This window comes from Photorhabdus viridis (assembly GCF_040256935.1).
GTDB lineage: Bacteria > Pseudomonadota > Gammaproteobacteria > Enterobacterales > Enterobacteriaceae > Photorhabdus > Photorhabdus viridis.
Genome location: NZ_JBEJZY010000191.1, coordinates 1 through 865 on the forward strand (window position 1 = coordinate 1; position 865 = coordinate 865).

At 39.4% G+C, this 865-nt stretch carries 1 protein-coding gene; it reads right to left on the reverse strand.

Annotated features, from left to right (window positions below; translation table 11 throughout):
- Window positions 1-144 precede the first annotated feature (144 nt).
- Window positions 145-336 (reverse strand): hypothetical protein, encoded by a 192-nt coding sequence (locus tag ABR397_RS22895; RefSeq protein WP_350307715.1) that lies wholly within the window; start codon window positions 334-336, stop codon window positions 145-147.
- Window positions 337-865 lie beyond the last annotated feature (529 nt).

Below are 865 nucleotides of genomic sequence, written 5' to 3' on the forward strand. Positions count from 1 at the left end.
TCGCCGGGGTGGTGTTGTTCATCATTTTCTCCCACTGGCTTCCCGGTCGCTTCGGGTACGATGCTGCCCATAGCTGTATACCGAGGCCCATAAGGTCATGGTTTGTTTTAGCGGTTTCCATCGCGGCGCCTGTGGCGCCCGCCATCACACCTGGTCAGTCCAGGTGATTTTTTCGTAGCAGCACTCAACACGTTCCAGGTGGTTGTGTTTCTCTTTGGCCGGATCTTTGATGTCGGCGCCACCGTCATCTTTCAACCAATAAATACGCGGGGATCGCCATAATATTACGCTCCTGTTGTTGATAAAGAGTCCGGCACCTTTTGTCATCGCTGGCAAGCGACGGCATTCAGGGCCGAACGGAACTCAAGCCGAATAAAGATCTGGGAGTCAGTCAGAATAAATCCGGAAAACAATAAATCAGATCAGGCATTTCCCAACCGGAGGTTAATCGGGGTGAAAATAATTAATCGGGCTATCCCTTCGCCATCAATGATGATGATTCCTTAATAGCATGGACTATTAGGGAATCATTACATCCTCTTAACGGGTGCATATATAAATCAAGTCTTTTTTTATCAAACAGCACAATACGTTAAAGGACGAATAAATATAATTCCTATAAAAACAAAAAACAAAAAACAAAAAACAAAAAACAAAAAACAAAAAACAAATACTCTACTTTAATAAAATATAAATAAAATTACATTTATTTACATAAAAAGAATTTATTTATCATAACAAAATAGCCAGACTTGCCATCTTTAATACAATAGCGCAGTCAGCCCATAATTAAATTATTTATTTTAATTTAAATCAATTGGTTACAATTAAAATAAAATAAACAACCTCACTTTACATCCCGCTA